The 25,808-nt window shown below is 47.6% G+C and carries 23 protein-coding genes; 8 read left to right on the top strand and 15 right to left on the bottom strand.

The annotated features are described in order from the left end of the window. Positions 1-8: 8 nt before the first annotated feature. Together BSQ33_RS22255 and BSQ33_RS15410 are read right to left on the bottom strand one after the other, a co-directional pair. On the bottom strand, positions 9-1,184 hold the full coding sequence (locus BSQ33_RS22255) for a peptidoglycan-binding domain-containing protein (RefSeq protein WP_088134465.1): 1,176 nt from the start codon (positions 1,182-1,184) through the stop codon (positions 9-11). Continuing rightward, a complete protein-coding gene (locus BSQ33_RS15410) occupies positions 1,174-3,156 on the bottom strand; it encodes a type VI secretion system Vgr family protein (protein ID WP_088134464.1) in 1,983 nt (660 codons plus the stop codon). Before BSQ33_RS15410 ends, BSQ33_RS22255 begins: the two co-directional genes overlap by 11 nt. 420 nt (positions 3,157-3,576) lie before the next feature. On the opposite strand from BSQ33_RS15410, the gene BSQ33_RS15405 reads away from it, so the two are divergent. Then, entirely contained in the window at positions 3,577-3,771 is a 195-nt protein-coding gene (locus BSQ33_RS15405; RefSeq protein ID WP_021020225.1) for a hypothetical protein, read from the top strand. 205 nt (positions 3,772-3,976) lie between these two features. Here BSQ33_RS15405 and BSQ33_RS15400 read toward each other — a convergent pair whose 3' ends face one another. Genes BSQ33_RS15400 through BSQ33_RS15390 form a run of 3 tightly spaced genes read right to left on the bottom strand, consistent with a single transcriptional unit; the run spans position 3,977 to position 7,722 of the window. Next, positions 3,977-4,381 carry a hypothetical protein gene (locus BSQ33_RS15400; RefSeq protein ID WP_088134463.1) on the bottom strand — a complete coding sequence of 135 codons (405 nt, stop codon included), beginning with the start codon at positions 4,379-4,381 and terminating at the stop codon, positions 3,977-3,979. Continuing rightward, entirely contained in the window at positions 4,374-5,756 is a 1,383-nt protein-coding gene (locus BSQ33_RS15395) for a hypothetical protein (protein ID WP_088134462.1), read from the bottom strand. The genes BSQ33_RS15400 and BSQ33_RS15395 overlap by 8 nt, the downstream gene beginning before the upstream one ends. Continuing rightward, positions 5,749-7,722: a type VI secretion system Vgr family protein gene (locus BSQ33_RS15390; RefSeq protein ID WP_088134461.1), complete on the bottom strand. Its 1,974-nt coding sequence runs from the start codon at positions 7,720-7,722 to the stop codon at positions 5,749-5,751. The genes BSQ33_RS15395 and BSQ33_RS15390 overlap by 8 nt, the downstream gene beginning before the upstream one ends. Positions 7,723-8,151: 429 nt before the next feature. Here BSQ33_RS15390 and BSQ33_RS15385 point away from each other — a divergent pair, with 429 nt between their 5' ends. Further along, positions 8,152-8,979 carry an AraC family transcriptional regulator gene (locus tag BSQ33_RS15385; RefSeq protein WP_021020220.1) on the top strand — a complete coding sequence of 276 codons (828 nt, stop codon included), beginning with the start codon at positions 8,152-8,154 and terminating at the stop codon, positions 8,977-8,979. Between the two features lie 121 nt (positions 8,980-9,100). Here the strand turns inward: BSQ33_RS15385 and BSQ33_RS15380 are convergent, their stop codons facing one another. The 4 genes from BSQ33_RS15380 to BSQ33_RS15365 form a co-directional block, all read right to left on the bottom strand. After that, entirely contained in the window at positions 9,101-10,501 is a 1,401-nt protein-coding gene (locus BSQ33_RS15380) for an APC family permease (RefSeq protein ID WP_021020219.1), read from the bottom strand. Positions 10,502-10,555: 54 nt separating this feature from the next. Then, positions 10,556-11,848: an NAD(P)/FAD-dependent oxidoreductase gene (locus tag BSQ33_RS15375; RefSeq protein ID WP_088134460.1), complete on the bottom strand. Its 1,293-nt coding sequence runs from the start codon at positions 11,846-11,848 to the stop codon at positions 10,556-10,558. Positions 11,849-11,895: 47 nt separating this feature from the next. Further along, on the bottom strand, positions 11,896-12,312 hold the full coding sequence (locus tag BSQ33_RS15370; RefSeq protein WP_021020217.1) for a RidA family protein: 417 nt from the start codon (positions 12,310-12,312) through the stop codon (positions 11,896-11,898). Between the two features lie 81 nt (positions 12,313-12,393). Continuing rightward, entirely contained in the window at positions 12,394-13,533 is a 1,140-nt protein-coding gene (locus tag BSQ33_RS15365) for a tyramine oxidase subunit B (RefSeq protein WP_021020216.1), read from the bottom strand. 113 nt (positions 13,534-13,646) lie between these two features. Between BSQ33_RS15365 and BSQ33_RS15360 the strand changes: the two genes are divergently transcribed. After that, positions 13,647-14,633, top strand: a complete 987-nt coding sequence (locus BSQ33_RS15360) for a helix-turn-helix domain-containing protein (RefSeq protein WP_021020215.1) — start codon at positions 13,647-13,649, stop codon at positions 14,631-14,633. Positions 14,634-14,951: 318 nt separating this feature from the next. On the opposite strand, the gene BSQ33_RS15355 is transcribed toward BSQ33_RS15360, so the two are convergent. The 4 genes from BSQ33_RS15355 to BSQ33_RS15340 form a co-directional block, all read right to left on the bottom strand. Further along, positions 14,952-15,938: a trypsin-like serine peptidase gene (locus tag BSQ33_RS15355; protein ID WP_088134459.1), complete on the bottom strand. Its 987-nt coding sequence runs from the start codon at positions 15,936-15,938 to the stop codon at positions 14,952-14,954. A 264-nt stretch (positions 15,939-16,202) separates the two neighbouring features. After that, a complete protein-coding gene (locus tag BSQ33_RS15350; protein WP_021020212.1) occupies positions 16,203-17,459 on the bottom strand; it encodes a PTS ascorbate transporter subunit IIC in 1,257 nt (418 codons plus the stop codon). A 10-nt stretch (positions 17,460-17,469) separates the two neighbouring features. Beyond that, positions 17,470-17,757 (bottom strand): PTS sugar transporter subunit IIB, encoded by a 288-nt coding sequence (locus tag BSQ33_RS15345; protein ID WP_088134606.1) that lies wholly within the window; start codon positions 17,755-17,757, stop codon positions 17,470-17,472. 44 nt (positions 17,758-17,801) lie between these two features. Further along, positions 17,802-18,245: a PTS sugar transporter subunit IIA gene (locus tag BSQ33_RS15340; RefSeq protein ID WP_021020210.1), complete on the bottom strand. Its 444-nt coding sequence runs from the start codon at positions 18,243-18,245 to the stop codon at positions 17,802-17,804. 248 nt (positions 18,246-18,493) lie between these two features. Between BSQ33_RS15340 and BSQ33_RS15335 the strand changes: the two genes are divergently transcribed. Then, entirely contained in the window at positions 18,494-19,519 is a 1,026-nt protein-coding gene (locus BSQ33_RS15335; RefSeq protein WP_021020209.1) for a LacI family DNA-binding transcriptional regulator, read from the top strand. Positions 19,520-19,536: 17 nt separating this feature from the next. Further along, on the top strand, positions 19,537-19,680 hold the full coding sequence (locus tag BSQ33_RS21615) for a hypothetical protein (RefSeq protein WP_198298116.1): 144 nt from the start codon (positions 19,537-19,539) through the stop codon (positions 19,678-19,680). Positions 19,681-19,697: 17 nt separating this feature from the next. Here BSQ33_RS21615 and BSQ33_RS15330 read toward each other — a convergent pair whose 3' ends face one another. Further along, positions 19,698-20,471 (bottom strand): 2,3-dihydro-2,3-dihydroxybenzoate dehydrogenase, encoded by a 774-nt coding sequence (locus BSQ33_RS15330; RefSeq protein WP_021020207.1) that lies wholly within the window; start codon positions 20,469-20,471, stop codon positions 19,698-19,700. A gap of 162 nt (positions 20,472-20,633) precedes the next feature. Here BSQ33_RS15330 and BSQ33_RS15325 point away from each other — a divergent pair, with 162 nt between their 5' ends. Together BSQ33_RS15325 and BSQ33_RS15320 are read left to right on the top strand one after the other, a co-directional pair. Beyond that, a complete protein-coding gene (locus BSQ33_RS15325) occupies positions 20,634-21,815 on the top strand; it encodes an isochorismate synthase (protein WP_088134458.1) in 1,182 nt (393 codons plus the stop codon). Positions 21,816-21,825: 10 nt separating this feature from the next. Next, positions 21,826-23,490: a (2,3-dihydroxybenzoyl)adenylate synthase gene (locus BSQ33_RS15320; protein ID WP_088134457.1), complete on the top strand. Its 1,665-nt coding sequence runs from the start codon at positions 21,826-21,828 to the stop codon at positions 23,488-23,490. A 63-nt stretch (positions 23,491-23,553) separates the two neighbouring features. Here BSQ33_RS15320 and BSQ33_RS15315 read toward each other — a convergent pair whose 3' ends face one another. After that, a complete protein-coding gene (locus BSQ33_RS15315) occupies positions 23,554-24,453 on the bottom strand; it encodes an isochorismatase (protein ID WP_088134456.1) in 900 nt (299 codons plus the stop codon). Positions 24,454-24,743: 290 nt separating this feature from the next. Here BSQ33_RS15315 and fepB point away from each other — a divergent pair, with 290 nt between their 5' ends. Continuing rightward, positions 24,744-25,736 carry a Fe2+-enterobactin ABC transporter substrate-binding protein gene (fepB, locus tag BSQ33_RS15310; RefSeq protein WP_088134455.1) on the top strand — a complete coding sequence of 331 codons (993 nt, stop codon included), beginning with the start codon at positions 24,744-24,746 and terminating at the stop codon, positions 25,734-25,736. Positions 25,737-25,808: the final 72 nt, after the last annotated feature.

The raw sequence follows: 25,808 nt of genomic DNA, 5'->3' as shown, positions 1-25,808 counted from the left end.
TTAAACCTTTATTGTGATATTTCAATGTGCCAACATTTATTAGACTTATTTGTTTCGTCAATAAGGTATATTTCATTGTTATCAGCCATTTTTTTAAATTCATCTGTCAATTTTTTTATAATGGAATAATCATTTCCATTTGCGGCCAGAACTGAGTTAACACCAATATCAATAATGTTGACCTTATTATAGTCCTCAAATGTTGTACAATGTTTAGATGTTTTATTTCCTTCAGATAATTGTTCGATAATTTTATTTTTCATTAATTCAACTGTGTTAGAAGAATGTTGATTGTTTTTATAAACATCTAAAACTGACTTACCAACCCAACGATACATTCTATATTGCTTTTCAAAATTAATCTTTGCATTTCTATACATTATCTGAGCCTGTTCTTCAGGTGTTCTTAATGTACTTGTAATTACAGCTTGCCGTACTTTTACATTTTCAAATGCCCTTTTAATTAACTCAATTGACTTATCACTCACCACTCTCTTGTTTTCAGGAATATTGGCCTTATATGTAACAATAACTTCAAATTCATATTTCCACCCATCAACCAAAGCCTCATCTAATGCTTTAATTGAATTCTTTCCAACAATACCATCGGCAGATCCTATTTTATAATCAGGATGGACATCGTTTTTAGGTTCATAGCTATTTTGAAATAGTTCTATTTTACTCTTCGTCCCGTTCCCAAAATCACCATCAGCGCCAGCAGTTCCCAGATCAAAACCGAGCTTAAGCAAAGCTTCCTGAATCAGCTTAACTTCATCTCCTTTATCACCTTTTTTATAAGATTTACGTTTTTTGACCGCCAGTTTGTTAAGAGCTTCCGAAGGTTTTAATAAATCAGATTTCAGAACGGTTGGGATAACATCAATCACTAACTGGTTGTTTTTCTGCTTCGCTTTATCGTGATCGATATCGACCTCGATTTTAACGCGCGAAACTTTTTCAACCGGAATATTCTTTTGCTTCACTAAATCATCAACTTTCAGAAAGTGCTCAATCTTCTTCCCAAGAACTTTCAGTGCTTCAGGGATTGAATCCAGTATATTTCCCAGTTCATCCACAAGATGAATCGTTGCATTCACTGGTGTTCCATCCGGTAAATTAATTCTTTCACCTAAACGACATTGGCGATGGCTTGCAATCTCAGCCAATGATTTTTTAGTCGGCATAACTGACTCCTAGTTCAACTCTATCCCCATCAGACAACGGCAACTCTGCCATCTCCCCACCAAACCCACTGCCACTTCCGGCACTGCCACCGGAGTTGAGGTTGACTCCGGCACCACTGAGGGAAACACCGGATGGATCGACTTTAACGAAGCTGCCACCGGCTTTAAGGGTGATTTCATTCCCGGCTTCGATGATGACTTGCTCACCGGCTTTGATGTGGATTTCGGTGCCCGCTTCATTGACCCACACTTTACCGGCTTTCACATGCAACTCACCTTCAATCATCAGCGTCTGGCTTTTGGCGATTTTAGTGCGCGCTTCACCGCTGACGGTGTGGTGATCATTGACCTTGATATGGCTGTAGCGATCATTGTCGATGGTGGTACTTTGGTTATGCTTGATATGCGTGGTCGCGTCGTTCTCGACCAGCGTGTCGGTATCTTTCTGCGCATGCAGGTAGATTTTCTCACTGCCTGACTGGTCTTCAAAACTCAGCTCGTTATAGCCTTCGCCTTGGTGCGTTTCGGTGCGGATCACCGTTTTGGTTTTGTTTTCCGGCAACGGATACGGCGTAACATTATTGGCATTGTAAGTCCGACCGGTAATAATCGGCTGATCCGGGTCGCCATTGAGGAAGTGGATCACCACTTCATGACCAACCCGCGGCACGGCCATCATCCCATACTGCGCACCGGCCCAACCTTGGGTCACGCGGAGCCAGCAAGAGCTTTGCTCATTTGAGCTGCCGTATCTGTCCCACGGGAACTGGACTTTCACCCGGCCATGCTCATCACAGTAGATTTCTTCCCCTTCGGGGCCGACCACCGTGCCCATCATCGGGAACTTGAGGATCGGCTTGCTGCGGGGGGGCATCTGCCACACTTGATCACCGAGAACCGCTGCAAACTGGTTGGCATACGTGGTTGCACCACTGCCACCGGATTCTTCCAGCGCTTGCGGCTGGCTGCCCTGATGCGCCACCTGAACCAGCAGATAGTTGCGATTCATCTCACTGTCCAAGTGCTCCATCAGATCAAAGCGCTTACCGGCCTGAAGCTGTGCGTCGTTACTTTTGCCGTGGAAGGTGTGCGCTTGTCGGCGCAACGCTTCAAGGCGGATTTGCGTAAACGCCTGACCGCTGGTGTCATCTTTAAACCGTCCCGGATGGTCAAAATGCTCATAGTCGCCACGCTGATAACTCATATCGGATGCCGTGGCCGACTGAGCCAGATTGTAGGATGGCTTTTTAAAACTGTAATCGCCCAGTTGGACGTCACTGACTTCCATCTGTTTCTGCTCGGTCAGGGTCGAGATATACGGATTTTCAAACACTCCACCGGACAGCGCGTTATACGGCACCGGCATCGCCAGACGGCCGAACCCTTCAGGATTATCCGTCAGGACTAACACATGCTTGTCTTGCTGATGTTCAAAGTGGTACATCAACCCTTCTTCCGCAGCCAGACGGTGGAAGAATTCTAAATCGGTCTCACGGTACTGAACGCAGTATTCGCGTTTGGCACACTCGCGGCGCACTGAAAACGCATAATCATTGATATTCATTTCCTGAAGCAGCACGGAGAGGATTTCCGGCACATCCAATTGCTGGAAGATCCGGCTGTTATGGCGCAGCGACAGTCTTTCTAAGGCAGGCACGAGTGTGAGTGAATAAAAGGTATGATGGTGACCGGTATCGCCCCGACTGAAATTACGAATAATGCCGTGAACCTTTTGTACCACTTCGTTATCACGCAGCACTTCCAGTAATGCACTGCTATCGACCATCTGCTCGAAACTCAGGTCACTGTTGCGGCTGGCAATATCGATGCGATACCGATAGCCATAAACCGGTTGACCTTGATCATCCACCGAGTCTGAGATCGATTCGATGCCCTGATAGTCACGGACCACCAATGTCTCATCATTGACACCATCGATGGTGAGCCTGAATCCTAAGCCGTTGAACTGCATGTACACTTAATAATATTCATCAAATTCTTCGCTGATTATATGCCTGTTTCCTAAACCATCGATGACTCTTCTCTTGTATCCCATCCAAAACGAGAAGTGCGTCGAAGAACCTCATACTTTTTCCATACTTGCGTCTATTGTACCAGTGCCCGACGTTCATTAATCTAACCCTGTACCGGAAACAATCCGGGACGGGATTGGTCCCCCGTTTTGAATACTTAGGTGCATAAACAACGGTTCTCAGCGAACTGTTTTTATGCGACTATCAGTGCCGCCTGAAAATTATGGTGGACTGATTGGGCAGCCTCCGAGCTGGCCGTAGCCTAGGTAACGGTAGGACCAAACCCGATACAGTCCACCACCCAAAGATTGGTCCCTTTCCGTGGTGGAACAAAGTCTAACTTTACCTGGGAATTTACTATGTTCGAAACCATCCACTATGATCCACAACTATCACAAAAAGCCCGTGAATATTTACGCCAGCTGGAAGAGATTTTTCTGGCGGAACAACGGGAAAACCGACAGGAAATGTGTGAAGTTTTACTCTATCTCAACAACCTAATCACCACCCATTATTGTCGATATCATGAAGATGGGGATGAAAATATTGCATAAAGCCTGATTGGTGTTTGTGATAAGCGAGCCGCGGATGCGGCTCGGTTTGATGTAGGCATCAATTGAATAGCTTATCTGAATTTATAGAATGAAACTCACATTATAACTAACAGTTTCACTTTATTGACTCACCCAAAATATATGGCTGAAGTTCTCATCCTTTCACTGGTTCGGGGCTTGATCACCATGATTTAACCATTATAAATTAAACATAGGTAAACAATATAAAAATAGGAAAGAAAGACATCCATATATTAGCTAACAATGCTGATAAAAATAATGCACCAAAATAATTCCCATAAGTTTTCTTGATATTCAAATGCCAACAATACATTTCATCACTTGGTATTTTCCATATAAATCTCAACATCAGATACCCAAACCAAAGGTACATCGCTGAACTTGCAAAAACCCAAGACATATTAACTTCTAGCATGAATTTTGCACGCTCCTTGAATTTAAATGGAGCATTCCTTAATATATCAATCATCATGGTTCTCTTATTTTTCCTCAATATAACTGATAAATAAATATTAATTATAAAGAAAGGGAAAATACTTAAAACCACCATAATTCCAGCAAAGTTTCTTAATATTTCAAAATCAATCAAATATCATCCCCTCTGCAAACGTCCCCATTTCATTAGAAATATCTCCCCCATACATGCCCCATAAGAATGTTGCAGCACCAACAATTACAATAGATAATCCAGCGCTCATTGGAGCAAGAGCAATGCCAACACCAATACCGTAACCTACACCAACATTAACCGTAGCAGAGGTCAAATTCCTTACTGTTGAACGACCACATGCCTCACTAATAGCTCCACTAACTTCACAAGTTTTATAAATGTCATGAAAATTACCAACAGTTCCTACTCCAGCAACAATCCAACTTGTCCGGCTAAGCATCTTACTAAATGACATAGCTTGCTTATATAAGGCTGTCATTTCGATACCAGCAACTGCTTTAGAAAAGTCTTTAGCTCGATAGAGTTGCTTTTTCCCAACATTTAGATAATTATTAATACGCTTCGCCTGTATATTTTTAATATAACTAGGTTTTCCTACTTCTGACAAAATTCCTTTCATTTTTTTCTGAAAACTACGAGCTTCTTTTCTCCACTCTTTATAGATCGGATTTGAATATAATGCTTGTCCAGATAGCCCTTTAGTCTGCTCCGATACTTCTCGAGAATACTCTGAAAAAGCTTTAATTGCATTGCTAATTCTATCTCCTTGAATTTGTGCACCAGCGACCACTGCACCTGTACTAGAGAGAATCTCAGTTAAATTTATTTCTGATAATCCATTATCTCCAGAACTCCCTTCATAAACACCTAAATTTGAACTAGCCGTGACCAACAATGCATTGGTGGCTGTTTCATGATGCTGCGCAAACCACTGTTGCTCTTCTTCAGATAAATGCAGGAATTCATTCATCAGTTCATCAGCTTGCTGAATTGCGTAGGATTCATCAGGATGCGTATATGAATAAGGAGAAACAACCATCGGCATTCCCTCTACAATCTGACTAAAACTACGCTTGAGGTGCGGGTTGGCTGTCATCACATGGTCAATGATAACTGGATCGTGAGAAAGATAGACTTTATCGGCAAAACTTTCGATCGTCATTCTTTCGTCGGCAAAGGTGATATAGGTATCATCAATATCGGCAACCACAGGCAGCACAATTTTATTCTGAGCCTCAAATACCCGTGCATGGTCAACATCATGAGTCGCAATGAGCCGAGTGATTCGGCTGACATCAGCACCATTTTGTTTTGCTAAGTCATCAATTTTAATCGGAAAGTTGACACTTTTATCCGATATAGTCAGTGTCTCTTTTATTACCGCAAGATCTTTTTGAGCTTCATCTTGTAATTGAATCGTCATGTCAACCGCTGTTCCATCAGGAAGATTAATATCCTCACTGAGGCGGTACTTCTGATTAACCAATAATTCTGAACTATGTTTATTACTCACGACGAATCCCCATACTCAATCGTTGTCCTTCACTCATTGGCATTTTTGCCATCTCTCCACCAAACCCACTGCCACTGCCGGCACTGCCACCGGAGTTGAGGTTGACCCCGGCACCACTGAGGGAAACACCGGATGGATCGACTTTAACGAAGCTGCCACCGGCTTTAAGGGTGATTTCATTCCCGGCTTCGATGATGACTTGCTCACCGGCTTTGATGTGGATTTCGGTGCCCGCTTCATTGACCCACACTTTACCGGCTTTCACATGCAACTCACCTTCAATCATCAGCGTCTGGCTTTTGGCGATTTTAGTGCGCGCTTCACCGCTGACGGTGTGGTGATCATTGACCTTGATATGGCTGTAGCGGTCATTGTCGATGGTGGTACTTTGGTTATGCTTGATATGCGTGGTCGCGTCGTTCTCGACCAGCGTGTCGGTATCTTTCTGCGCATGCAGGTAGATTTTCTCACTGCCTGACTGGTCTTCAAAACTCAGCTCGTTATAGCCTTCGCCTTGGTGCGTTTCGGTGCGGATCACCGTTTTGGTTTTGTTTTCCGGCAACGGATACGGTGTAACATTATTGGCATTGTAAGTCCGACCGGTAATGATCGGCTGATCCGGGTCGCCATTGAGGAAGTGTATCACCACTTCATGACCAACCCGCGGCACGGCCATCATCCCATACTGCGCACCGGCCCAACCTTGGGTCACGCGGAGCCAGCAAGAGCTTTGCTCATTTGAGCTGCCGTATCTGTCCCAAGGGAACTGGACTTTCACCCGGCCATGCTCATCACAGTAGATTTCTTCCCCTTCGGGGCCGACCACCGTGCCCATCATCGGGAACTTGAGGATCGGCTTGCTACGGGGTGTCATCTGCCACACTTGATCACCGAGAACCGCAGCAAACTGGTTGGCATACGTGGTTGCACCGCTGCCACCGGATTCTTCCAGCGCTTGCGGCTGGCTGCCCTGATGCGCCACCTGAACCAGCAGATAGTTGCGATTCATCTCACTGTCCAAGTGCTCCATCAGATCAAAGCGCTTGCCGGCCTGAAGCTGTGCGTCGTTACTTTTGCCGTGGAAGGTGTGCGCTTGTCGGCGCAGCGCTTCAAGGCGGATTTGCGTAAACGCCTGACCGCTGGTGTCATCTTTAAACCGTCCCGGATGGTCAAAATGCTCATAGTCGCCACGCTGATAACTCATATCGGATGCCGTGGCCGACTGAGCCAGATTGTAGGATGGCTTTTTAAAGCTGTAATCGCCCAGTTGGACGTCACTGACTTCCATCTGTTTCTGCTCGGTCAGGGTCGAGATATACGGATTTTCAAACACCCCACCGGACAGCGCGTTATACGGCACTGGCATCGCCAGACGGCCGAACCCTTCGGGATTATCCGTCAGGACTAACACATGCTTGTCTTGCTGATGTTCAAAGTGGTACATCAACCCTTCTTCCGCTGCCAGACGGTGGAAGAATTCTAAATCGGTCTCACGGTACTGAACGCAGTATTCGCGTTTGGCACACTCGCGGCGCACTGAAAACGCATAATCATTGATATTCATTTCCTGAAGCAGCACGGAGAGGATTTCCGGCACATCCAATTGCTGGAAGATCCGGCTGTTATGGCGCAGCGACAGTCTTTCCAGTGACGGCACCAAGGTGAGTGAATAAAAGGTATGATGGTGACCGGTATCGCCCCGACTGAAATTACGAATAATGCCGTGAACCTTTTGTACCACTTCGTTATCACGCAGCACTTCCAGTAATGCACTGCTATCGACCATCTGCTCGAAACTCAGGTCACTGTTGCGGCTGGCAATATCGATACGATACCGATAGCCATAAACCGGTTGACCTTGATCATCCACCGAGTCTGAGATCGATTCGATGCCCTGATAGTCACGGACCACCAATGTCTCATCATTGACACCATCGATGGTGAGCCTGAATCCTAACGTTGCCATGTAAACACCCTTCGTGTTGCTTTCTTTATGATTGTTGGAACATGGTGACTGGCAATATTTAACCAAGCCTTTCCTGATTCACCACGCTACCGCAGCCAGATGATTTATATAAAATAAAAATTGATCTGCAAGTCGGACCATTATATGCAACATGCAGGTCAGGATTCACGCATTATCAAGTCAGTTTGATTTTGGGAAGGCGATTTTTTGAATGGAGATAACATTTTTATGCTGAGGCAGCGGGGATTGGCGCCGAGATGTGCAAAGTTTGGGGACCAACGCCGGGGAACAGCCAGTATCAGTGCGAGGACAATTGCAATATGACTCAGCGATACTCTGTTGTTCATATCGTTCACCTTGATTCATCTTGATTGCAGAAATAATGACCTCTAAGATAGCGACTATTACGTGACGCAAAAAGATTTAAAAATGCCCAAGAGTACTCCTGAGACGACATTACTGCCACCGAGTCAGTTTGCCTATACCATCGACCCTTCTCATCCAGTGCTCACTCACAGCCGCAATATGCTGGCGGAAACTCGAATGACACCCCATGCCCATCCCAGAGGTCAGTTGTTATGGGCAGCGCAAGGCATTGTCAAAGTCACCAGTGATGAGGCAATCTGGATTGTGCCGTCCACGCACGCCGTTTGGATCCCCGGTGGCGTCGTACATCAGGTTCAATCGGAAACCGTGACCCACATGCGCAACTTGTATGTTGATCCGTCATTTCCGATTCGGACACAGCAAAAAGGCATCGCGATGCTGAAAATAACCCCGTTGATCCGCGAGCTAATTTTACGTCTGGTTGAAGGGCACGATTCGTTACAAGAAGGGCCGATGAAACGGCTCGGACTGGTTTTAATTGATGAGATCGCCACGCTGGATGAGCTCAGAGTGTATTTACCGGCAGGCAAAGATCCGAGGTTAAACCGATTAATCACGCATATCATCAATGAGCCATTACACCACAGCACCCTACAACAGCGTGCTGCGCAAGTGGGTGCCAGCGTCCGTACCATTGAACGGTTGTTTAAAGCAGAAACGGGGATGACTTATCGGCAATGGTGTAGCAGGCACCGATTGATTAGCACTCTTGAGCTGTTAAGGCAGGGAGAAAATACCAACCGCGTCGCTTATGAATTGGGTTATAAAAGTGTGAGCAGCTTTATTAGTGCCTTTAAGACCTTGTTTGGATGTACACCACAAGTCTATGCACAGCAAGAAAACCATCAACTCCCTCCCATTCAATCCTAAAAAAACACTCGAAAGAAAATTACCGCAGCTTGTCACGCTGCTGGTGTTTCTCATCCGAGTGTCCTGACACTGTCGCGACAATATGTTCGGTGGCGCTGATACCGTCACACCAGAGAACAACTTAATCGATATCCGGCTCAAACAATCCGCGTTTCATGTAAAATTTTACCCAAAATGCCGCGATCAAACTGATGATAAGTAAAATGCTACCGGTGATGATGTATACCATCCGGGTCATACTCGGATCCGGTGAATTGTTGAGTGCCACATATAGCATACTGACAATCCCGATAATCTGAGGCCAAGGATAGAACGGTGTGCGGTAGGGACGCGCTTGTTTTGGCAGTCGTTGACGCAACACGATCACATCAATGTGAGCCACAATATAAGCCAATAGCCAACTGGTGGTTGCTGCAATCACCAACACAATCAACGCATCAATCTCAAAGATAAAATAGGAAACAGCGGTACAGACAGAGAGCATCACAATCGCTGCCCAAGGCGCATCAAACCGGTTGACGGCTTTCAGTTGCGGAAAAGCCTGCTTCTGCATTGCCATACCGTGCAACATTCTCGGCACTGAGGCCAGTACGGTATTGATCGTACTACAGGTGGCAGCGAGAGCCATGACGGTTGCGATCACTAAGCCACTCTTTCCAAAAACAGCATGGACATAATCCAAATACGGCAGCGGTGATTCAACGAGCGCATCCCGACTTAAATAAAGACTGGCACCGTAAGCAAAAGCCAAGAAGATCAAGAATATAAATAGCAGTGACAAATGCATGGCCCGGGGAATGTTCTTCCGTGGCTGTTGGACTTCGTTGATCATCGGACAGATAAATTCAACACCGACCATCATCCACATGGCTAAAGCAATCAGACCGATGAAGCTCCCGTCCCAAACACCGTTGAAACTCCAGTCTACCGCTTGCCCGGCCAAATCAGGATGTGTCTGACTTAAGCCGGTAATCGCAGTCAGCCCAACCAGAATCAAGGCGCTGACCAACACAAATGCCAGCAGATTTTGAACTCGGGCAAATACATCGGCCCCCACCAGATTGGTGATCGTAAGAACCCCTAAAATCAGGAGCGGCACCACTTTGTCCGGCAGCATCCCCGGAAACAGTTGCGCTAACATCCCATCGACCAGAAACATTTCCACGGGTACGGCCAGAATCGCAACCACAACATATCCGGCAAACACCGCAACAATCGCCGGGAAATGACCAATCGCTTTTTGCGTATAGGTCGCTAACGTCCCTTCTTGCGGAAACATCAATGATAATTCAGCAAAACTCATCGCATTGAACTGAGCAAGCGCTAATGCTGCAATCATCGCAGCAATGAACGACATGCCGCCGATCCCGATGCCCTGCGTTGCAGAAATCATCGACCCTTGCACAATGACCAAACCAATACAGATTGCCATCATCGTCGGCAAACGCATTTTTAACCGTGGACGGGGTGTTATCGACAGCCCGACAGTATCCATACTTTGTACATGTGTTTGATTGCTCATGTGAAATCCCTCTCATGAATAAAAACAACGTCAATGTTTTAAACTGATCTATGTTTAAAACCGCGCAAATCGATAAGGTGTCGGATCGACAATCGGCGTAACATTCGAGACCAAGTCCGCGGCGAGCTGTCCTGCTGCCGGGCCGGTACCAAATCCGTGACCGGAAAAACCGGTTGCGATCGTCAGGCCGGGAATCTTGCTTATGTGATCAATGACGGGGACTGAATCCGGTGTGACATCAATCAGCCCGGCCCAGCTTTCATCAATTTCAACGCCCGCAAACATCGGCCAAGCATTGGCGAGATTCGTCATTGCTTCTTGGTTAATCTCTTCATTGGCTGACGGGTTCAGAGTCCGAATCCGTTCGAATGGAGACACACCGTTCGCCTTCCAGCGTCGTGGCAAGGCCAGATCCCGAAGGAAATGACGCCCGAGCGACATGCGCATATAACTGCGCTGTGCACGTAACTGCGACAAATAACGCATCCCGATCAAAAGATGATCCAGTGTCAGTGGTGCATCCAATGCCCCGCGCTGCGTAATGACAAACCCACCGTCTGAATGGCGGCGAAAAGAAAAGTCTGGCGCTGCAAACGCAATCTCTGTCGGCCCTTGAGTCGCCTTGGTACGTAATACGGAACAGATAATCGGCAGTGTCGGGAACGACACACCATGATTGCCCAAGAAGCGTCTCGACCACGCGCCACTGGCAAGCAGCACTTGATTACAGCGGATTTCACCTTGTTCGGTGACAACGCCACTGACCTTGCCGCCCGCCGTAGAGAGTGTGCGGACGGCACAGTTCTGTACCATCACCGCCCCTTTTTCAATCGCTCGCTGAGCCATGGCACTGGTCGCAATGGCAGGTTCTGCAAATCCATCGGACGGGGTATACACACCACCGATCCATTTTTCACGCCCACCGGGAGCCAGTTGATCGATTTGCTGTGGGTTAAGGAGTCGAGAGTCCAACTGCAATGACTGAACCGATTGATGCCACCCTTGGTACATCGCCATCTGTTGTTCATCACGTGCAGCAAACAGAATGCCAGACTGCTGATAGCCAACCGAGCGTCCGATCCGTTCTGGCATCTTGGCCCAAAGCCGATCTGCTGCCTGTGCCAGCGGGATGTCTTCGGCATGACGGTTGGTTTTGCGGATCCAACCGAGATTACGTGATGACTGCTCTGCACCAATTTGTCCTTTTTCGAGCAAAACCACCGGAATGTTCCGCTCAGCCAGTGTTAATGCGGCACTGACACCAATAATGCCTCCACCGATAATCACCACTTGGGTGGATGCGGGGAGCTGATCTTGCGTCTTTACGGGTTCCAATCTCTGTGTCATCTTCTCATCCTTAAAACATCTATTCTCACGTATTGAATCCAGCGCCATCAGATCGTGATTCTGTCTGCCTCGCTATCACCGGCGCCACGATAAGCTGTGACTTCCAGCTCAACCAGATAGATTGTCGATCCCAAGGGCGGGCAGGTCACCGTTGTCGCCGGATCAATGCCCTTAAATTTTTGGCCGACAAATTCCATCACCAGCGGGACATGGGCCGGGTCCTGAATAAAAACGCGAGACATCACGACATCGCCCAGCCCGGCACCGACAGAGGCCAGCGCTTTTTCAATGTTGTCGAATACCTGCTGAGCCTGCTCAATCACATCATCAGAGATCTGTTGAGATTCCGGGTTACGACCGGCGGTATTGGAAACAAATATCCAGTTATCTACCGCCACAAGGCGGGAATAGCTGCCAAGCGCTTCAAACTTTGAACCCGTTTTTACTTTTACAATTTGAGTCATTGGGGGGAACTCCTACATCACAAATAACATACATCACAAGTCACACATGAATCGGGCGACACGATATTTCGGTGGTGGCGCTCAGCTCAGTACTGGCTCATCCCACAAATTCAGTTTGACGCCAATTCCCTGTGCGAGGGCGTTACGATAAAGCACGGTGGCCCACGCCACATCTTCTACCGGTAAACCACCGACTGACATGATGATGATCTCTTCATCGTTGTTACGACCGGGCGCTTCGCCGGCAACAATCTCACCGATATCTTCCAGTTGGTCGAGCGTGATTTTTCCTTCGGCAATCATGTCCATAAAGCGCACGCCGATCACCGGAATATGATGATGCGCTGGTTTCGGCACTTCTTCGTACCAAGCCTGATACAAACCGGTATTGTCGAGTACTTTGCGCACGTCATCCTGCTCCATCGCTTCATCAAGACGACAATAGGCAGGCATCGCCAAGAAAGCGCCCGGTTTAACCCATTCGCGTTTGACGATCGGATATAACGCCGGGTCACCGGTCTCACCGGAATTACAGTACGTCACAATATCTGAGCCTCGTACGACCTCTTCCAGTGAATCGACAATCTCGACGGTGGTGATTTGCGGATATGTGGATGCCACCCAAGTGAGGAAGCTATCGAGACTTTTCTGTCCGCGACCTTTCACTTTGATGGTATCAATCTGAGGACAGGCAGTAATAAATGCAGCAACAGCGGTTTTGCCCATCACACCGGGGCCGAGCAGACCGATGACTTTCGAGTCTTTACGTGCCAGATGGCGCGCCCCTACTCCCGGTACCGCACCGGTACGATAAGCGGATAACAGATTCGCAGACATATAAGCCAGTGGTGCGCCTGTCTCAATATCGTTGAGGATAAACATCAGGATGGAACGGGGCAGACCTTTCTCGCGGTTGGCAATGTTGGAGCCATACCATTTCACGCCACATGTCTGGAAGTTTCCGCCAAGATAAGCCGGCATGGCCATCAAACGGCGATCTGCGGTCGGTTTCGGCATGGTCGGAAAAGGCGATTCCTCTGGGAAAATAACCATCGCACCATGAGAATCATTATTTGCGCCAGCCATGCGATAGTCGCCCTGCCACAGCAGGCCAAACATCTCTTCCATCGTATCAACGCAGCTTGGCATATCGGTAACTCCTGCTTTGAGCATGTCCTGCTCCGACAGGTAAATAAAATCAATTTTGGTACTCTCTGACATAACATCACCTCAAACAAATAGGGGGTTGAATTTGTATGCCGTGTTCCGGTCACCGAGAGGATGTCAATCATCGACCTTCCCTGGCGAATCACATCGGATGAACAACGGATAGTTTGGATGATAGAGCGCTGGATCAGCAGCGTATTGAATTTTTGCGACATGACGCAAATATTGGTGAAAATGACAAACTGGCACCTCGCTTGCTTTCTAACCGTATTTCGAACGGTTTATCCCGAAAAGCAGGTGTCGTTATGTCAAAAGCTTCGATTGTCAAACGCGTGGCAGGCATCCACGCCAAACAACCTTGGTTTGTCCTCAGTGCCGCGCAGGATTTTTCGCTCTGTTCCTCTGATATTGCTGAGGTTTCTCACTTCTATGGCTTTGAAGCGGACTCGTCCGCATCACTGACACTCGCGATTCCCGATGGCTGTATCGACATCCTTTTCGACTGTGATGCCACCTCTCCGACCGCATATGTTTGTGGGACGACACTCGAAGCAACCCGAGCTAATTTCGTCCATCAACATCGGTATTTCGGAGTGCGGTTTGTGCCGGGTGTCATCCCTGATTTCTTGAATGCATCCGCCAGTGAGATGATCAACCATCTACTGCGTTTGCATGATGTGGTGCCAACATGTAATGCCCTGTTCGAACAAGTGGTCAGTGCACCAACGTTTGTCCAGCAAGTAACCCTGACGCAGCAGTTTCTGAAGGATAAGTTGTTGAATAATCGGCGGAGGAGACGCTTTTCACCACTGACGTCGCAAGCGATTGAGCTCATTTGTCATCATAAAGGGAATATTCAGATCAAGCAGTTAGAAGCATTAACCGGCTACACCAGCCGTACGTTACAACGCCAGTTTCTCGGTGATTTGGGACTGTCGCCCAAAGCGTTCAGCCGGATCATCCGCTGTCAGTCTGCGGTGTATCATATCAACCATCAGCAACAGGTCATTTTTTCCGACTTGGCTTATGGCTTAGGGTTCAGTGATCAGTCTCATTTCTTGAGAGAATTCAAACGATTAGTGAGCGCGACACCACTCGATTACCAAAAGCGGGTTAAACATGAAACTTATCTGAACCGGATTCGTTACAACTGAACTCATTTTGTGCATTTTTGCACCAACACAGTACAATGATACGGTCGATTGAGACGTTCGCCAGCTTGACGGACCGAGCAGATTGACTACGACATCACAAAAAACAATCCCGCTGAAAAATAATCTCGCTAAAACACAACCTCGTTGAAACACACTATCTCGTTGAAACACACAATCTCGCTGAAAAAAAGGCCCTCAAATTGAATTCTGAGAGCCTTTATTATCGGGTTGGGATCGTTCAACCACTCATTCATAACTGAACGGAGCGGCATTCACAAACCCGCTCCTTTTATCATCAGTATGACTGAAAGATACCGATTAATAAGAAGATATCCATCTTTTCAGTTCACTGTATACGGTACTGGTCAGCCGAGTACCACAGTTACGGGAAGATGAACCGGTTGTATGAATACCGCGAACGTAGTTACTCGAATCCCGGATGCCACTACCGCTTTGACCACCGGCAGTATCCAATGTGTAACAGATGCGGTAAGAAGAGATGGTGTTGGTTTTGCCGGAGTCAGTCCACAGGGTCCAGCGGGTTTTATCGCCCGGATATCCGGTAACCGAATGCGTACCACCAGAATAAACGCCCCAGGCAGCGGAGCCCCCATGTGGCGCTTTTTCCAACACAATTAATGCATAATCATAATTAGAATTACGGTTATTAAACCAGGCGGTCGTGGTGACTGCATTTTTCCATTTGGTTGTTCCCCAAGGTTTTGCAGAACCATTCTGTCCGGCGGCAAAATCCAACTTCTGATACCAATTGCCCCGTCCGTCTGCAACACAGTGGCCCGCAGTCAGTACATATTTATCACCAATCAGTGTACCGGTACATCCAACTGAGATATGGCCGATATACTTATAAGGTGAAGACGTTGTGTTCGTGATCCGGGTCCGATCATCACTACCAATGACGACCCCCTGAATCTCTTCCTCTTCTCCGGTCACTTTCGGTTTAATCGTTGCGTCTTTTTCCGGAGTGCTAAATAACGTGGCATCCAGACCCAGTTCATCGAATGTCTTCACTGCGGCCTCAAATGCTCGCAATGCGTCTTCTGAAATATCAGCGGTATATTGATTTCCGTCCCGATCAACAGCAATTGCTCCCATTGCATTGGCCCGGTCAGCAATCGAATCACTAAACGTCGGATCATTGGTAAATTCAGGCGGCTCAACAACATTAACGCCATCAATAAAATTTGCTTTTTGAGAGATTTCAGTAAATTGTGATAAGTCATCGGCCTGAACACCAAGTGAACACAACCCAATGATTGAAAGAGACAAAATTCTAAGCTTCATTTTTATTCCTTTAGATTCAGATTAGAAAGTAAACAGTGTTCTGACATCCTGCCACTGTTTCGACATGTTGATACATATATGCAACAAATATATATACAACAAAATGTACACTATCTTGATTCTAAATTTAGGGAAAGCTTAAATTAGAATTCTTCTCATTGCTGGGTATTCAAATGTGATCCGCACCTCAAAAAAAACAGATGCCAGTCAGCTTAACTGACTGGCATGACCCACAAGTGAGACCTTGATTTTGCAAACAAACAATTAGCGCACAATCAAGCCAAGTAAAATCCCGATGACTCCGAAGTCAGAATCACTGAATGTGGTATTGGCAAAGCCTAAATCACCCAGTACAGGTAGCAGGAAGACCGGCAGGAAGGTGATCAGCAGCCCTTGTGCGAACGCGCCTAAGATCGCACCGCGTCGTCCGCCGGTTGCGTTGCCGAAGACACCAGCGGCAGCCCCGACGAAAAAGTGCGGCACCACACCGGGAATGATGATGGTTAAATTCATCATGTAAAGCAGTAGCATCCCGACTAAACCTGCGGCAAAACTCGACAGGAAACCGACCAATACCGCGTTCGGTGCATAAGGAAAGACGACCGGACAATCCAATGCGGGTTTTGCATTCGGCACCAGCTTATCGGAGATACCTTTAAACGCCGGGACGATTTCAGCGATAATCATCCGTACCCCTTGCAAGATGACATATACCCCACCGGCAAAGGAGATGGACTGGATTAAGGCAAACATAAACCAGTGTTTACCGCCACTGACCTCACGGACATAGTCACCGCCGGCGAACAGACAAGTGATGATGAAAATGATCCCCATGGTGAACGAGATAGCAACGGGCGTATCGCGTAAAAAAAGTAAGCTTTTGGGAACATTCATATCTTCAGTGGAGTGGGCTTTATTACCCAGTTTGCTGCCGATAAACCCAGCGAGTACATAAGAAAGTGTCGAAAAGTGACCAATCGCCACATCGTCAGAACCGGTCACCTGTTTCATGTAGCGGTGAGCAATCGCCGGGAAGAACACCATCACACAGCCAACCACAATCGATCCTAAAGCAATCAGCGGCACACCGGTCATCCCACTACTGGCAAGAATCGCGGCCACCATCATCGACATAAACAGGGTATGATGCCCGGTCAAAAAGATAAATTTCCATGGTGTAAACCGCGCAATCAAAATATTCACCAGCATCGCAAAGAACATAATCATTGCCATTTCGCGGCCAAAGGATTTCTGTGCGATCGAGACGATCGCTTCATTATTGGGCACAACACCGGTAATGCCAAAAGCGTGTTGAAAAATGGTGGCAAAGTCACCGAGTGAGTTCACAACCAGGCCGGCTCCTGCTCCCAAGATAATAAAACCCAGTATTGTTTTTACCGTCCCTTTGATACATTCGGTCACCGATTTCTTCTGTGCGATCAGACCAATCAAAGCAATCAAACCGACCAACACCGAAGGCTCTGACAGAACGTCATTCATTAAGAAATTAAAGAATTCCATCTCTCTCTCCTTACAGGTAACCCAGCTCTTGCAAAGCTTGAGACAAACGCGCTTTCATCGCCGCTTTATCGACCATATTATCCAGTGCAACAATCCGTGGCTCGACCGCCAATGTATTGAGCTGCTCGGCGATATCGTTCGTGCCGACAAAGATGTCACAATCGGTTCCTTTTGCTGAGCCGAGATCAACATGATCAACAGCCGCATCAACATTGAGCTCTTTCACAATCGCTTTAATACTCATTTCCATCATCAGGCTGGTGCCGAGACCATTACCGCAAACCACTATAATTTTCATCATTCAAACCTTTTTATTTTTCAGTCATGTAAGGAGGTACAAAGTTAATATTGGTGAATCACTGCCAGCACATCGTCTGGGCTTTGCGCATTACATATCTGTTGTACGTGCGCTTCATTCATAAATAATTCGGCTAACTGCGCTATCGCTTCAATATGGCTGTTACTATCCGTCGCGGCTAATGTCACCAGCATCTTGATCGGGTCATTTTCATCAGCATTAAAATTCACCCCTTGCCGGATGACCGTCACCGCAAGAGCTAAACGGTTGACGCCATCCTCCGGGCGGGCATGAGGCATTGCCATGCCCGGACCCACCACGTAATAAGGGCCGATCGATTCATGAGAGCGACAAATCGCATCAACGTAGCCGGGTTCTATGGCATGATTTTCAATCAGCGCGGCACAAGATTTTTCAATTGCATCTTTCCAGTCGGTCGCATCCGCATGAATACGAACCACATCCGGGGTTATCAGTTCACGTAGCATGTTTATGTCCACTCTGTCGTGTGATTTAGTGACACTTTACAGAACAATGTGCCAGAAAAATCTTAAACAGATCACAAATGATAGCGCTATCTGATAGCGCTATCATTTGTGTGATGCATGTAAAACTTTGCACATGCCTTTCGGTTGAAGCCATTGAACCAGAACGCGGATACGTTAGTATCGAACCGATCATCAATATGCTGTGGTAACATATCAGCGTAGTAAACCTATCACGTAAAATTGAAAAGATGAGCAGACCGCGTAAACGAAGAAGTACTGGTAACGTCACATTGGCTGATGTCGCCCAAAAAGCCGGTGTCGGCACAATGACGGTATCACGGGCATTAAGAACACCGGATTTAGTCTCCGAGCATCTCAGAGAAAAAATTCAGCAAGTTGTTGATGAGCTTGGTTATATCCCCAATAAAGCCGCCGGGACACTGGCATCGGCAAACAGCCACGCAATTGCTCTGGTCATTCCGTCACTGTTTGAGAAAGCTTGTGCCGTTTTCCTACCGAAGTTTCAACACACTCTCAATAAAGCGGGCTATCAGTTACTCATTGGCTACAGTGACTATTCCATCACTCAGGAAGAAAAGCTGGTCTCCACATTTCTGGAAAGTCGCCCGGCAGGTGTCGTCCTGTTCGGTCAGGCGCATACCCAGCGAACCCACCAGCTACTGAAATCCACCAATACCGTTGTGTTAGAGATCGCAGAGCAATGCTCAAAAGCAAACTACTTAAATATCGGCTTTGATTACTTCGATGTGGGCAAAACGTGTACCAAGCATCTTATCGAACAAGGCTTTCAACATATTGGTTTCATCGGTGCGCGAGGGGATCATTTCACGTTGCAACATCAGCTCCATGGCTGGCAAAGTGCGATGATCGATAGTTATTTAACCCCCGATCATTTCTTAACCACACCGGATGCCCCCTCTTCTCAGTTAGGCGCTGAAGGGCTTGCGAAACTACTGTTACGCGATTCAACCTTGGATGCATTCGTCTGTAGTCATGAAGATATTGCGATTGGGGCGTTATTTGAGTGTCATCGCCGCATGCTCAAAGTGCCGAAAGATGTCGCGATTATGTGTCTTGAGGGCTCATCAATGGGAGAACACGCCTACCCAAGCCTGACCTGTGCGGAGTTTGATTATGAGGCGATGGGAACCAAAGCCGCTGAAAAGCTGATACATGCGATCAAAGGTGACGACGTATTGGCGTCACCTCCCCTCAAATATAAACTCAAACGCAGAGCCAGTACCGCGCGGTGATGCGGGTTACAACCCACTTGGGAGCCAATCGCACCGGTTTGATTGGCCCCAAAAGTGCTGCTGCCTATCCGGCCTCGCATCGTCACCGACAGTCAATCACCACTGACAATCAATCACCACCGACAAAAGCGGTGGTGATTAGTATTGATGTATCTCAATGATCCCGTTCGGGACCGGGCTAGTTATCCAGCGTGGCGCCCCCATCGACCCGCAGATCATGCATGGTGATTTGACTGGCCGCGTCAGACAGCAGAAAAAGCACACTCTTTGCAATATCAGCCGGTTCAGCGATCCGACTTAACGGAATACCCAGACGATATTGTTCAAGATTGCCTTCAATCACTTGTTGTTCACCATAGTCGTCATGCCAAAGCTGCGTCTGCATCTCTGTTCTGGTTGAGCCCGGGCTGACGATATTGCAACGAATACCGTATTCCGCCAACTCCAGGGCACAACACTTCACCAACATATGTAAAGCGGATTTTGATGCAGCATAGGCACCAATATTCAATCTTGGTGTATTGGCCGAATTCGAACCAATCACTACGATACTCCCCGATTGACGGTGTTTCATGCCCTCGGCGACTTGTTGAATCATGGTCAAAGCACCGAAGGTATTAATGTCAAACATTTGCTTGATGTCTTCAGCAGCCATTGAGTGGACATTTCCGATGCTTAATACTCCGGCACAACTGACAAAATGATCGAACTGATATTCACGGCAAAGCTGCGCGACCTGCTGTGCTAACCGGGGATCAAGCAGGTCGATGGCGTAATAATCGAGCTGATCACCATACGTCCGTTTAAAATCATCCAATTTTGTTTCAAGGGCGTCGATGCATCGATCGGTTGCGACGACCTTGTACCCCTCAACCAACAGCCGTTCCAATACCGCATATCCAATCCCCTGACTTGCTCCGGTGAGCAATACCGTTTCGTTCTTTTGCTTCAACTCAACATCTCCTGTTGCGATTCACGACCATAACAATTACCAATCTATAAACAAGATGAATTACCATTTGAAATTGATAATCGTTCTCACCTATAATCCTACCAATGTTTTGTGTATGAAACAAATGGCAACTATTTGTCACCAAATTTGAAAGAGGTAATTATGAAACGCGAAGTTGTTGGATTCTCCAAAATGGCTCAAGAGCTCTTGAACCAAGAACTAGAAACTGCGCCTTTTTTCTTTGCATCGCCAAACAACTCTATGCTGGGGGTTGGTATTGAACAACAGTTCAATCAGGCCATCCCCTTTTCTGAGCTTGCCCAACGTGCCAATCAAATGCTTGAGCAGGCGAAAACATCAGCCAATGATAATCCGGTGTTGTTTGCCACGGTGCCGTTTGACGAAAACACCCCGACGAAGTTTTTTATTCCTCAAAAACTGTATGTCTCCAGTAGTGCCAGAGAGAATAAAAATGACGCGCTTAGCCCCAACAAAGCAACGGTTATTTCTCCGCCAACCGGTGATGACTATAAACAAGGCGTCTCTACCTTATTGAATCTATTCAATACCACAGAGCTTTCTAAAGTGGTCCTCTCCCGCTCTGTGCGCATCGCAACCGATCAAAACATTAATCAAACCGCACTGCTCAGAAACCTGCTTTCCATCAACGCGCGCGGTTACACATTTGCTGCGGATATCGGAGACAATGCCAAGCTGATGGGCGCCAGCCCTGAGTTACTGTTAGCCAAAAAAGGCGGACACGTCATGTCAAACCCACTTGCAGGCTCACGTCCCAAGTCAGCCAATGCATCAGACAACCAGCGCTCGCATACCTCGTTACTCGATACCCAAAAAGACCTGAATGAACATAGCTTTGTGGTCGAAGAAGTCGAAAAAGTTCTGAGTCGTTACTGCCGGAATCTCTTTACGCCGATGGTGCCATCGGTCATCGAAACCGAAACCATGCTGCACCTGTCAACCGTGTTAGAAGGTCAGGCGATTGACCCGGAAGTGAACGCGCTGCAAATCGCCGCAGAACTTCATCCGACACCCGCTGTTTGTGGTTTCCCGAGACAGTCGGCTTATCAGGCCATCAAGCAGATCGAAACGTTTGAACGCGGATACTTCAGTGGCATGATTGGCTGGTGTGATGCACGTGGTAACGGTGAGTGGGTGGTGACGATTCGTTGCGCTGAAGTCGGCCAACGCGAAATGTGCATTTTTGCCGGTGCGGGCATTGTTAACGAATCTTCTCCGCAAAGTGAGCTTGAAGAAACCGGCGCGAAAATGGGCACCATTTTAAAGGCTGCGGGCATTCAACTTGACGACCGACTGATAGCATAAGGGGCATACCGTGACTTCTTTAACACCGTTAGACTTTACCCCTTGGCCAGCGGAATATGAGCAGCACTACCGCAAGCAAGGATACTGGCAAGACCGGACTCTATTTGATTGCTTATCGGCAACCGTGGATCAGTCACCGGATGCCATCGCCCTTGTGTGTCAGGATCAACAATATACGTATCAACAAATGCGGCAGAACATTGTCCGGCTTGCACAAGGCTTTGTTTCTCTGGGTCTCAACGCAGGTGACAATGTGGTACTGCAAATGGCCAATGAAGCTGAGTTTTACTTCTGCTTTTTTGCCTTAACCATGCAAGGAATTAAACCGGTTCTCGCGCTGCCTGCCCATCGTCATATGGAATTAAGCTATTTTTGTCAGCACGCTGAGGCAAAAGCCTATATTTTTTCTGACCAAATCACCGGTTTTGATACTCAAAAACAGGCCTTACAACTGCTTGAGACTTGCCCTTCGGTAAAACTTGCTATCACGTCAGGTACTGCGGCTCATCCCGAGATTCAATCGCTCGGCGCCCTCTATTTGGATGCGAGTGACCAACCCACCTGTGATCAACACGCTGATTCTGCACAAGGCAGTCGGGCAACGGATGTGGCTTTTTATCAGCTATCTGGCGGGACAACCGGCACACCAAAGTTAATCCCAAGAACGCACAATGACTACGTGTACAGCGTGATCGGGAGCATTGAAATCTGTCGGTTTGGCCCGGAAACCAAATATCTGTGCGTTCTGCCGGTTGCCCATAACTTCCCGCTGAGCTCTCCCGGTTCACTGGGGGTATTCTTCTCCGGGGGCTGCGTCATCTTAGGTCAGGATTCATCCCCGAAAGCAGCATTTAGCTTGATCGAACGCCACAAAGCGACCGTATCCGCACTGGTTCCGCCTTTGGCCTTACTCTGGATGCAATACGCCCCTTCGGCCTGCGAGGATATCTCCAGCTTAAAACTGGTTCAGGTCGGCGGTGCCAAATTCAGCCAAAGTGCGGCACAACAGTTGCCAGAGACATTGAACTGTCAATTGCAGCAAATCTTCGGCATGGCAGAAGGTCTGGTCAATTACACGCGATTGGATGATCCGATTGACGTTATCGTTTCAACTCAGGGACGACCGATTTCGCCCGATGACGAAGTGCTGGTCGTCAATGAAGAGGGAGAACCGGTACCTGCCGGTCAGGAAGGCCAGTTACTCACTCGCGGCCCCTACACCATTCGCGGTTACTACCGGGCAGCGGAACATAACCGACGAGCGTTCAATCATGAGGGCTTTTACTCGACGGGTGATTTAGTCAAGTTAACCCAAGATGGCAATATCATTGTCACCGGGCGCGATAAAGATCAAATCAACCGTGGTGGTGAGAAAATTGCCGCTGAAGAAGTCGAAAACGTATTGCTGCAACACCCAGATGTACACGATGCGGCCTTAATTGCGGTTCAGGATGCGTTTCTCGGTGAGCGGAGTTGCGCCATTATCGTGCTCAATCAAACGCACTTCGACCAGGCAAAAACGATTAAACCAATTGTGTTCAAGCGTTTCTTGCATGGTAAAGGCCTCGCGGAATATAAAATCCCCGATCAAATCCAATTTATGGATGTTTTACCCAAAACGCCGGTCGGTAAAATTAATAAGAAGCAACTAAGAGAGCAGTTCTCGGCCAGCTAATGTAAAAAAACCGATTTCATGTGAAATCGGTTTTTTGTATGAATCGTTTGATATCAAACGCAATCAGGCAACTGCGCGCGTTTGAGCCGCTTCCATCGTTTGCCACCACGCTCTTAACGTCACTTTCTGGATGACCTCCGAGAAAGTGACATCAACCCCTTGTTTGCGCCATTTTTCAAACAAGCTCATCGCGCGAATCGAATCCAGACCAAGCAGCATCAGATTCTCATCAACATCAATCTCTTCAATATCGAGATCTAAAATCTCCGCGACGTCTTGTTGCATGGTTTCGAGATCAATCATATCGAGGGCCGTGGGCGTGAAAGATTGCGCACTATGCTGAATTTCTTCAATCACACGCTGAGTGGATTTAACACTGCCGGCTCTGCCCGTAATAAACTGCAACGCATATTGATGATCCGCCAGTGAAAAATCGGCAACGGCATCACCAACCACAAAGGGCTGAATATCGAGCATAAAGGCATCCAGTGCTGTAGACAGTACGCCGATATGGGCATAGACACCCACAATGATCAACTGGTCGCGCCCCGTGTCGTTCATCCATTCCAACAGCGGGGTCTTTTTAAATGCACTATAGCGCCACTTCGTGTAAGTCACATCGTTATCTTGCGGTGCGACATCTGTGATGATTGCAGTATCTTGGGTTAATCCGGTTCCCCAAAAATCGGTCAGTAACGCACGCTCTTGCGGGTCCTGATTCGCGGGCTGAGCCGTATACACCACCGGAATCCCCGCCGTACTTGCCGCCTGTTTGATTAACTGAATATGTTGAATCAACGCAGGAACCGGTTCAGCTTTTTTATCAAAGAAATTAATAAAGTAATCCTGCATGTCGTGAATCAGCAGCACAGCTCTTTTTGCATCTAACTGCCAATTGACCTTGTTCTCGGGGAATGAATCACTGGTGGGAATGGGGTATGCGGCTATCTTGGGAATTGCCATGACGATTATCCTTGTTGAAAAAATTGCTGACTGACTCATGTTCGCGAAACACAGATTCCGAAATATAGAGTCACGAACAGAAGTAAAAACCGATATCAATTAGCACTGACAACCACGCAAATGCTAACAATTATCATTTCCACAATAATAAACAGCTGCTTTCATAAAATCAATTGATAATGATAGCCATTCGCAATAAAGTATTCCCCCTGTAACTATTGACTCACGCGTTGTCACTGTATGGTTTCTCAATCCCATCAGATCAGCGCTCGACAGACACGGAGCTCGTTATGCCTCGCTTATTTTTTCTCCTTTTGGGGATCTTATTTTCCATGTTGCTTACAGGATGCAACGACCAAACAGCCGAGACCGCCTCAGAGGCAGACCTGACGATTTCCCAAGGCTGGCCGAAAACCATTACCAGCCATTACGGAAAAGTGACGCTGAGCGAACCACCGAAACGAATTGTGTCCACCAGCGTGTCGATCACCGGCACCTTGCTCGCCATCGATGCACCGCTAATTGCCTCGGGAGGCTCACGCCCAAACACACACGTGGCTGACCAGAACGGTTTCTTTTATCAGTGGAACCAAGTCGCCTACACACGCGGGGTCAAACCTTTGTATCAAGGCGTCGCCAATGCCGAAGCAGTCGCGAAACAAAAACCCGATCTGATTATTGTGTCTGCCACCGGCGGAGACTCAGCAGCCAAACTCTATCGGCAGTTTTCAACCATCGCACCGACGTTGGTCATCAATTACGACGACAAAAGCTGGCAAACGTTAGCGCGTCTGCTGGCTTCGATCACCGACAGAGAAAAACAAGCCGAGTCCGCCATCACCAAATTTGATACCGAACTGACGGCATTGAAAGCGCGAATTTCACTGCCTCCGCAGCCGGTCTCCGCGCTGGTCTATTACGGAGACAATCGGGGCGGCAACTTCTGGACCAAAGACTCAGCACAGGGACAAATACTAAATGCGCTGGGTTTTACCCTGAGCCCGCTCCCTGACGCACTGAAGCACAACCATCAAATGGGCCAACGCCAAGATATCGTGCCGGTTAACGGAGAAAACTTTGCCGATGCGATTACCGGCCGTTCGGTGCTGTTATTTGCCGCAGATAATTCGCTGATCAAGCAGGTTAAACATAACAAGTTCATTGCCCATCTGCCGGCCATCAGCCAAGGCCATGTGTTCGCGATGGGCAACGACTCTTTCAGACTTGATTACTACAGTTCGATGAACTTGCTTGCCACGCTGGGTAAGACGTTTAGCCGCTAAACGTCTTACCCATATCCGCGACCCATACCTTATCTACCAACAGAAACCAGAAACCGCCTCATTTGAGGCGGT

This window comes from Vibrio gazogenes (genome assembly GCF_002196515.1).
Taxonomy (GTDB): domain Bacteria; phylum Pseudomonadota; class Gammaproteobacteria; order Enterobacterales; family Vibrionaceae; genus Vibrio; species Vibrio gazogenes_A.
The sequence above is the reverse complement of the archived record's forward strand: the minus strand, read 5'-3'. Positions and strand labels throughout refer to the sequence as shown.

Excerpts from the sequence above, each read along its gene's own strand:
- BSQ33_RS22255 (WP_088134465.1), bottom strand. The coding sequence starts at position 1,184 with ATGCCGACTAAAAAATCATTGGCTGAGATTGCAAGCCATCGCCAATGT.
- BSQ33_RS15410 (WP_088134464.1), bottom strand. The coding sequence starts at position 3,156 with ATGCAGTTCAACGGCTTAGGATTCAGGCTCACCATCGATGGTGTCAAT.
- BSQ33_RS15405 (WP_021020225.1), top strand. The coding sequence starts at position 3,577 with ATGTTCGAAACCATCCACTATGATCCACAACTATCACAAAAAGCCCGT.
- BSQ33_RS15390 (WP_088134461.1), bottom strand. The coding sequence starts at position 7,722 with ATGGCAACGTTAGGATTCAGGCTCACCATCGATGGTGTCAATGATGAG.
- BSQ33_RS15385 (WP_021020220.1), top strand. The coding sequence starts at position 8,152 with ATGCCCAAGAGTACTCCTGAGACGACATTACTGCCACCGAGTCAGTTT.
- BSQ33_RS15380 (WP_021020219.1), bottom strand. The coding sequence starts at position 10,501 with ATGAGCAATCAAACACATGTACAAAGTATGGATACTGTCGGGCTGTCG.
- BSQ33_RS15375 (WP_088134460.1), bottom strand. The coding sequence starts at position 11,848 with ATGACACAGAGATTGGAACCCGTAAAGACGCAAGATCAGCTCCCCGCA.
- BSQ33_RS15370 (WP_021020217.1), bottom strand. The coding sequence starts at position 12,312 with ATGACTCAAATTGTAAAAGTAAAAACGGGTTCAAAGTTTGAAGCGCTT.
- BSQ33_RS15365 (WP_021020216.1), bottom strand. The coding sequence starts at position 13,533 with ATGTCAGAGAGTACCAAAATTGATTTTATTTACCTGTCGGAGCAGGAC.
- BSQ33_RS15355 (WP_088134459.1), bottom strand. The coding sequence starts at position 15,938 with ATGAAGCTTAGAATTTTGTCTCTTTCAATCATTGGGTTGTGTTCACTT.
- BSQ33_RS15350 (WP_021020212.1), bottom strand. The coding sequence starts at position 17,459 with ATGGAATTCTTTAATTTCTTAATGAATGACGTTCTGTCAGAGCCTTCG.
- BSQ33_RS15345 (WP_088134606.1), bottom strand. The coding sequence starts at position 17,757 with ATGAAAATTATAGTGGTTTGCGGTAATGGTCTCGGCACCAGCCTGATG.
- BSQ33_RS15340 (WP_021020210.1), bottom strand. The coding sequence starts at position 18,245 with ATGCTACGTGAACTGATAACCCCGGATGTGGTTCGTATTCATGCGGAT.
- BSQ33_RS15335 (WP_021020209.1), top strand. The coding sequence starts at position 18,494 with ATGAGCAGACCGCGTAAACGAAGAAGTACTGGTAACGTCACATTGGCT.
- BSQ33_RS15325 (WP_088134458.1), top strand. The coding sequence starts at position 20,634 with ATGAAACGCGAAGTTGTTGGATTCTCCAAAATGGCTCAAGAGCTCTTG.
- BSQ33_RS15315 (WP_088134456.1), bottom strand. The coding sequence starts at position 24,453 with ATGGCAATTCCCAAGATAGCCGCATACCCCATTCCCACCAGTGATTCA.
- fepB (WP_088134455.1), top strand. The coding sequence starts at position 24,744 with ATGCCTCGCTTATTTTTTCTCCTTTTGGGGATCTTATTTTCCATGTTG.